General features: G+C 67.2%; 6 protein-coding genes. 1 reads left to right on the top strand and 5 read right to left on the bottom strand.

The annotated features are described in order from the left end of the window. Positions 1–380: 380 nt before the first annotated feature. The 3 genes from AAF604_05160 to aceE all read right to left on the bottom strand — a co-directional run bounded on the left by AAF604_05160 (position 381) and on the right by aceE (position 4882). Positions 381–1142 (bottom strand): DUF2071 domain-containing protein, encoded by a 762-nt coding sequence (locus AAF604_05160; protein ID MEM7049023.1) that lies wholly within the window; start codon positions 1140–1142, stop codon positions 381–383. A gap of 78 nt (positions 1143–1220) precedes the next feature. Then, positions 1221–1811 carry a YceI family protein gene (locus tag AAF604_05155; protein ID MEM7049022.1) on the bottom strand — a complete coding sequence of 197 codons (591 nt, stop codon included), beginning with the start codon at positions 1809–1811 and terminating at the stop codon, positions 1221–1223. 371 nt (positions 1812–2182) lie between these two features. Further along, entirely contained in the window at positions 2183–4882 is a 2700-nt protein-coding gene (gene aceE / locus AAF604_05150; GenBank protein ID MEM7049021.1) for a pyruvate dehydrogenase (acetyl-transferring), homodimeric type, read from the bottom strand. A gap of 243 nt (positions 4883–5125) precedes the next feature. Here aceE and AAF604_05145 point away from each other — a divergent pair, with 243 nt between their 5' ends. Further along, on the top strand, positions 5126–6145 hold the full coding sequence (locus AAF604_05145) for a glycosyltransferase (protein MEM7049020.1): 1020 nt from the start codon (positions 5126–5128) through the stop codon (positions 6143–6145). Here AAF604_05145 and add read toward each other — a convergent pair. Continuing rightward, positions 6135–7178, bottom strand: a complete 1044-nt coding sequence (gene add, locus AAF604_05140) for an adenosine deaminase (protein ID MEM7049019.1) — start codon at positions 7176–7178, stop codon at positions 6135–6137. The genes AAF604_05145 and add overlap by 11 nt on opposite strands. After that, positions 7175–7660, bottom strand: a complete 486-nt coding sequence (gene coaD, locus AAF604_05135; protein MEM7049018.1) for a pantetheine-phosphate adenylyltransferase — start codon at positions 7658–7660, stop codon at positions 7175–7177. Before coaD ends, add begins: the two co-directional genes overlap by 4 nt. Positions 7661–7787: the final 127 nt, after the last annotated feature.

Genomic DNA, 7787 nt, shown 5'->3' with positions numbered 1-7787 from the left:
TCTCGTGTGGACCTGAAACTTCTTCATCAGACGCTCGAAGGCGCGGTCCTTGCCTAGACGCCCACTGCTGCTGAAAGCTGGTTGCTTGAGTGCGGCCGTCTGCTAAGGCAGCAGGCGGCACGCCGATTCAAGACCGTTCGGCGCCCCCTCTCGGCCGCCAGGCTCGGGGTCTCGTGTGGACCTGAAACTTCTTCATCAGACGCTCGAAGGCGCGGTCCTTGCCTAGACGCCCACTGCTAGCTGAGAAATAGTGCGTGAGTGCAGCCGTCTGCTAGTTCAGCAGGCGGCTTCCGAGGGCGAAGCCCGAGGCGGCGCCCGGAAGGGCGCCGAGGTCGGGGGTGAGCCCGCGCGACATGCGCGTGCGGGCGAGGGGGGCGCCTCTAGCCCCCCTGGGACGACAACCGCGAGCGCGAGCTCGGGGCGGTCTGGGGCAGGGCGGTCCTGAGCTTTGGGGTCGGCACGGCGCCGAGCTCGAAGACCATCGGCAAGGACGGGCAGAGCCAGGCGGAGTGGACCGGGGTGCCGTCGAAGGCTTCTTCAAGGGCGACCAAGAGCGAGAGGTCGAGGATCTCGGCCGTGATCGGTCGGGGCTCGATCTGCACCGGCTCGGAGTCGATTCGCCTCAAGCGGTGCCCTACCGGGATGTAGCTGCGCGGACGCTCCATGACATAGGCCACGGTGTCGTCCCAGCCTCCGAGGTCGGTGGCGGTCGGGGCTCCGAAGCGCCCTTCGACTTCGAAGGCCGAGCCGTTGCGCACCGACCAGCGCCAGCGCTCGTCACTGCGCAGGCGCGCCGTGGCCGGGAACCGGAAGCGCGCTCCCATGGAGCGCTGGCGGGCCAGCATGGCCGTCGCCGGCGCCACCCAGGCGGGAACCAGCAGGGAAGCGACGTAAAAGGCCGGATCCCCCTGCGCGTCGAACACGCTGAAGCGCAGGTGGAGCTGCGGATAGGAGAGGCGGAAGAAGGGCAAGGAGAACTGCAGGCCCATCTGCCGCGACAGCAGCACCGAGGCGAGCACCCGATCGTCCTTGCCCTCCCGGTGTCGCTGATAGCGCAGCGGAGCGGGAAGCTCCGGGAGCTTGTCGCAGGGCAGAGCCCAGTTGACGAAGAGGGCATCCCGGAGCAGCGTTTGCAGCTTCATAGACTTGGTCAGTCTACCGCCCCCAGGGCCCCCGGATCGGAGGAAATCGTGATCCCGGTGCCCTCCCCCGTTCCAGGATCAGCCCTTGGCCGCGCCGTCCTCTTCCTGAAGGTCCGCTTCGATGTCGATCTGGATCTTGACCTCGTCCCCGAGAATCGCTCCACCCTGGTCGAGCAGGCGGTTCCAGGAAACCCCGTACTCTTTGCGGTCGATGACGAACTGGGTGCTGAAGCCGGCCTTCTTGCCCATCACGCCGAGCACCTCGACGGGCACCGTGATCGACTTGGTGACGCCGCGCATGGTGAAGTCGCCGGTGACCTCGAGGCTGGTACCGGAGCCGGAGACCTTGGTGCTCTTGAAAGTAACCGTCGGATGCTCCTCGACGGCGAAGAAATCACCGGAACGCAGGTGGCCGTCGCGCTGATCGTTGGCGGTGTCGACGCTGGTCGCCTGGACGGTCAGCTCGACGGACGACTTGGAGAGATCGTCGGCGTTGTAGACGATGGTGCCAGTGAAGTCGGTGAAGCGCCCGGGAACCGGCGTCACCAGATGGCGCACCGAGAAGCCGACGTTGCTGTGGGAGGTATCGATCGACCAGTGGGCGGCACTGGCCGCCAGCGGCGAGACCAGCAGGATGGCGGCGGCCACAACGAGGGAACGAAGTTTCATGGCAAGTCTCCTTGGACGGCGGAGCGGCCGCCGCTCGACAGCGGCGCACCACCCGCGGTGGAATTCCAGGACGTGGGACAGCAGGCTCGGCCGCTAGCAACAACACAACGGCCACCGGTATTTCGGTCGGGTTCGTTTCAGGGGGGCTAAAAGCGCCCCCCTCAAGCGCACGCACATGTCGTGCGCTTTCACCCCCTTCCTCGGCGCCTCCGGCGCCGCCTCGGGCTTCGCCCTCGGAGCCCGTGTGCTGGCTAGCACACGGCGGGTTGCTCGCGCCATTCTTCAGGCTTGAGGCGCGACCTCGGCGGCCTTGCGTCCACCGGGCCCCTAGCGGGCCTGGCTGCAGTTGTCGATGATCTTTCAGCAACCTTCTACGAAAGAAGTGGGTCGGGGCGCTCCGGGTCGATCTCGAACTCGGCCAGGGCCCGTGCCACCAGGCTGTTGTCGACCTCGCCCCGCTGGGCCAGGCAGGACAGCGTTCCGACCACCACGTGAGCGGCATCGACCTCGAAGAAGCGGCGCAGGGATTCGCGGGTGTCGCTGCGGCCGAAGCCGTCGGTGCCGAGCGGGAAGAGACCGTTGGGAACCCAGCGAGCGATCTGATCCGGCACCAGCTTCATGTAGTCGGAAACCGCGATCACCGGTCCCGGCGCATCGCTCAGCAGCGCAGTGACGTAGGGCACCCGGGCCTTCTCCGCCGGGTGCAGCATGTTCCAACGCTCCACCTCGAGGGCCTCGCGCCGCAGCTCCTTGTAGCTGGTGGCACTCCACACGTCGACCGCCACGCCATAGCGCGAAGCGAGAATCTCCTGCGCCTCGAGGGCGGTATTGAGCAGCGGACCGCTACCGAAAATCTGCGCCGCCGGACGCTCCCCTTCTCCCGCCGGTGCCTCGCGGAAGCGATAGAGCCCCTTGAGGATGCCCTCTTCGGCCCCCTCCGGCATGGTCGGCATCTCGTAGTTCTCGTTGCACAGGGTGATGTAGTAGAAGATGTCCTCGCGATCCTCGTACATGCGCTTCAGGCCATCGCGCACGATCGCCGCCACCTCGTAGGCGAAGGCCGGATCGTAGGCCATCACATTGGGGACGGTGGTCGCCAGGATGTGGCTGTGGCCGTCCTCGTGCTGCAGGCCCTCGCCGTTGAGGGTGGTGCGCCCGGAGGTCGCGCCGAGCAGGAAGCCGCGGCCGCGCTGGTCGGCGAAGGCCCAGATCAGATCGCCGATGCGCTGGAACCCGAACATCGAGTAGAAGATGAAGAACGGGATCATGTCGACGCCGTGGCTGGCGTAGCTGGTGCCGGCGGCGGTGAAGGACGCCATCGAGCCGGCCTCGGTGATGCCCTCTTCGAGGATCTGACCGTCGGTGGCCTCTTTGTAGAACAGCAGCATCTTGGCGTCGACCGGCTCGTAGACCTGGCCGACGGACGAGTAGATGCCGAACTGGCGGAACAGCGACTCCATGCCGAAGGTGCGCGCCTCGTCGGGCACGATCGGCACGATGTGGGAACCGATCTGCTTGTCCTTGAGAAGCTTGGTGAGTAGCTGGACGAAGGCCATGGTGGTCGACACCGGACGCTTGATGCCGCCGTAGAAGGTGTCGTAGACGGAAGCCGGCGGCTGCGGCAGGGCCTCCACCAGCACCTGCCGCCGCGGCACCGAGCCGCCGAGGGCGGCGCGCCGCTCGCGCAGGTATTGGACCTCTTCGCTGTCGTCGTCGGGACGATAGAAGGGCGCGCTGGCGAGCTTCGAGTCCGGAATCGGAATATCGAAGCGGTCGCGGAAGTGGCGCAGCTCCTGCTCGTTGAGCTTCTTCTGCTGGTGGGTGACGTTGCGCCCTTCGCCGGCCTCGCCGAGGCCGTAGCCCTTGACCGTCTTGGCCAGGATCACCGTCGGCTGACCGACGTGGTCGACGGCCGCCTTGAAGGCGGCATGGACCTTTTCCGGGTCGTGACCACCGCGGCGCAGCTTGCTGAGCTGCTCATCCGAGAGGTGCTTCACCAGCTCGAGGAGCTGGGGATACTTGCCGAAGAAATCCTGCCGGATGTAGTCCCCGGGCTCGACCACGTACTTCTGGTACTGACCGTCGACCACCTCGTTCATGCGCTTCACCAGCAGGCCGCTGTCGTCGCCTTCGATGAGCGGATCCCAGTCGTCGCCCCAGATCACCTTGAGGACATTCCAGCCGGCACCGCGGAAGATGGTCTCGAGCTCCTGGATGATCTTGCCGTTGCCGCGCACCGGACCGTCGAGGCGCTGCAGGTTGCAGTTGATGACGAAGATCAGGTTGTCGAGCCGTTGCCGAGCCGCCAGGGTGATGGCGCCGAGGGACTCCGGCTCATCGGTCTCACCGTCGCCCATGAAGCACCACACGTGGCGGCCGCTGGTGTCGGCGATGCCGCGGTCCCGCAGGTAGCGGTCGAAGCGCGCCTGGTAGATGGCGCTGATCGGCCCCAGTCCCATGGAGACCGTCGGGTACTCCCAGAAATCGGGCATCAGCCAGGGATGGGGGTAAGAGGCCAGGCCCCCCCCCGGCTCCAGCTCACGCCGGAAGTTGTTGAGCTGCTCGACCCCGATGCGCCCCTCGAGAAAAGCCTGCGCATAGATACCCGGAGAGCCGTGGCCCTGGAAGTAGATGGTGTCGCCCGCGAAGCCGCTCTCGCCGCGCCCCTTGAAGAAGTGGTTCATGCCCACCTGGTAGAGGGTCGCCGACGAAGCGAAGGTCGAGATGTGACCTCCCAAGCCGTCGTGCTTCTTGTTGGCCCGCACCACCATCGCCATGGCGTTCCAGCGGATCAGGCTCTTGATCCGTCGCTCGAGCTTGCGATCGCCGGGATAGGCCGGCTGCTCCGCCCGCGGGATCGAGTTGACATAGGGCGTGCTGGCGACGAACGGCAGGTCGATACCGTGGCCGTAGGTCGCCTCGACCAGCTTCTTGAGGAGAAACTGAGCCCGCGACTCCCCTTTGCGCGCCACGACGTCGGCGAGGGCATCGAGCCACTCGCGGGTTTCCTGGGCCTCGGTATCTTCCTCACCGGAGTACCAGGTCACGGGCAACGGGATTTCAAAGGCCATGGGAGGTTCCTCGTCAGAAGTTAGCGGGCGACCGAGAGGTCGCGGAGCGACGTCTCCAGCGCAGGGACACCATACTTACCCGAACCCAGGGTGGTTCGCAACCGGCGCTTCCGCTATCAGCGAAACCCGTCACCGGATAGACTCGCCAGCGGCCCGGAGTCGTCCCCACAAGCCTCGCCAGCCCGCTCCGTCGCGACTTCGACCACGCCTACCGCCTGTCTCAGAACCGTTGGAGAGTTCGACTTGCCTCGCCGAGCGATCTTCTGGAGCTACGACCCCGAGAGACCTTCCTTTCGGATTCGCCTCGCCCCGGTCATCGCCGAGCTCGCGGCGCGCGGCTGGGACTGCCGCATCGAGCGCTTCCCTCGCGGTCGTCACCTCCGCCGCATCGCCGAGCGCCGCCGGGACCTCGAATCGGCCGAGCTGTTGGTCATCGCCAAGCTCAACCTGGCGCCGGGAGAGCGCCAGCTCCTGCGCCGCTGGGCCCCCGCCGTCGCCTTCGACTTCGACGACGCCATCTACCTGCGCAAACCGCGCCGCCTCGGCCAATTGCCCGGCCGTTCCCTGCTGCGGCGATTCAAGTTCGCCGAGAGCTGCCGCAGCGCCGATCTGGTGCTGGCCGGCAATCGCGAGCTGGCGCGCCATGCCTCTCCGTTCAGCCGGCGCCTCGAGATTGCTCCGACGCCGATCACGATGGAGCGCTACCCCCAAGGCCCGGCGGAGCGCCGGCCCCAAACCCTGGTGTGGATCGGCCTGGGCGAGAACCTCCTCTATCTCGACCTCCTGCGGCCGGCTCTGGCTCGGGCGGCGCGGGAGTTCCCGGAGATGGTGCTGCGAGTGGTGTCGTCGGACGCCCCGCGCTGGGACGAGGTGCCGATCGAACGGGTGCCGTGGAGCGCCGACGGTGAGGCCATGGCCCTCGCCACCGCCGGCATCGGGCTGATGCCGCTGAGCGACGATGCCTGGACCCGTGGCAAGTGCGCCTTCAAGCTACTCCAGTACATGGCCGCCGGCCTGCCCTGCCTGGCGTCACCGGTCGGCACCAACTTCGAGGTGGTGGTGCCGGACAAGACCGGCTACCTGTGCCGCGACGACGATCAGTGGTTTTTCGGCCTGCATCGCCTGCTCAGCGAGCCGGACTACGCCGCCGCCCTCGGCTGGACCGGGCGCCGGCGCGCCGAGGCCCACTACGCCACCGCTCGCATCGCGCCGCGCGTCGCCGACCGGCTCGAAGAGATCGCCACCGAAGGCGCTAGGCGGTGAGGGCGACCCCCTCGCGATCGGCGCAGGCCGCGACCTCGCGCTCGAAGCGCTGCTTCAGGATTTGGCGCTCGGCACTGCCGACAAAGGCGTGATCGAAGGCGGCTCGGGCCAGCTCCACCAGCACCCCGGCGTCGTAGCCGAAAGCCTGCGCCAGGCGCCAGTACTCGTCCGACAGGGTGGTGTCGAAGAGCGGTGGGTCGTCGGAATTGACGCTCACCGCGACGCCGGCCCGACGCAAGGCGTCAAAGGAATGGTGCGCCATCTCGGGAAAAACGCCGAGACACAGGTTCGAGGACGGACAGACCTCGACGGGCACTCCGCGCCGCGCCAGCTCGGCGACCAGTGAAGCATCCTCGATGGCGCGAACGCCGTGGCCGATGCGCTCGGCACCGCAGTCTTCGAGGGCGGACCACACCGACTCCGGACCGGCATGCTCGCCGGCGTGGGCCACTCGGTGCAGGCCGGCGGCCCGAGCGGCGGCGAAGTGCTCGAGGAAAGGGTCGTTGGTGAAGCCCTTCTCCATACCCGCCAGGCCCAGCGCCACCACCCCGCGGCCACGACCGGCGAGAGCCCACTCGATGGTGGTGTCGGCGCGCTCGACGGGATTGTTGCGCACGATGTCCGGAATCCAACGCACCTCAATGTCGTGACGCCGCTTCGCCTCGGCGGCCGCGGTCTCGAGAGCCTGCATCACCGCCTCACCCTCGAGGCCGTTGGCGACGTGGGTCGAGATCGTGAAGTGGACCTCCGAGTAGACGACATTCTGGCGCGCCTGCTCGGCGAGAAAGTCCGTCGCCAGGCGGTGAATGTCCTCGGCATCCTTGAGGCACGCCGAGAGGGTGAGATAGATCTCGACGAAGTGCTCGAAGTCGCGGAACCGGAACCAGCGGCGCAGGCCGGTGAGATCGTTTGCCGGCAGGTCGACGCGGTGGCGACGCGCCAGCGCCCAGAGGGTGTCGGGGGCCATCGAGCCCTCGAGGTGGACATGGAGCTCCACCTTGGGGATCGCCTGCAGGAAGCCGCGCAGGCTCAAATGCGCAGCCTCTCGCTCAAGCGCTCGAGGACGATCGGCGGCGCCAAACCGTTGAGGTGCCCGCCCAGCGATGCCACCTCCTTGAGCAAGCGGCTCGACAGGTAGGTGTACTCGTCCCGCGGCGTCATGAAGAGGGTCTCGACGTCGGCGTTGAGGCGACGGTTCATCAATGCCATCTGAAACTCCGCTTCGAAGTCCGACACCGCCCGCAGGCCGCGCACCACGGCCCGCGCTCCCACCTGGGCGGTGAAGTCGACCAGCAGGCCCGAGAAGGTCTCCACCCGGCACGACGGATAGGGCGCCAGCACCGACCGGATCATGTCGACCCGCTCTTCGACCGAGAACAACGGTCGCTTGGCTTCGTTGAAGAGCACCGCCACCACCACCTCGTCGAACAGCGGAAGGCAGCGCTGAATCAGGTCGAGATGGCCGTTGTGGATCGGATCGAAGGAGCCCGGATAGACGGCAATGCGGGGGTTCAAGTCACCCCCCACAAGGTCCCTGCGCCTGCCTTCCCCTGCCGTTCTGCCATCGCCATCGCCCTCCGCCTGCCGGTCCCTGCAGCCGCAGCTCTCGGCAGCCTCCCGTGATCGTCGGTATGCGCGTTGC

Source organism: Acidobacteriota bacterium (assembly GCA_039028635.1).
GTDB lineage: Bacteria > Acidobacteriota > Thermoanaerobaculia > Multivoradales > JBCCEF01 > JBCCEF01.
The sequence above is the reverse complement of the archived record's forward strand: the minus strand, read 5'-3'. Positions and strand labels throughout refer to the sequence as shown.

Bases quoted from the DNA above. Each gene is read 5' to 3' on its own strand.
- AAF604_05160 (MEM7049023.1), bottom strand. From the start codon at position 1,142: ATGAAGCTGCAAACGCTGCTCCGGGATGCCCTCTTCGTCAACTGGGCT.
- AAF604_05155 (MEM7049022.1), bottom strand. From the start codon at position 1,811: ATGAAACTTCGTTCCCTCGTTGTGGCCGCCGCCATCCTGCTGGTCTCG.
- aceE (MEM7049021.1), bottom strand. From the start codon at position 4,882: ATGGCCTTTGAAATCCCGTTGCCCGTGACCTGGTACTCCGGTGAGGAA.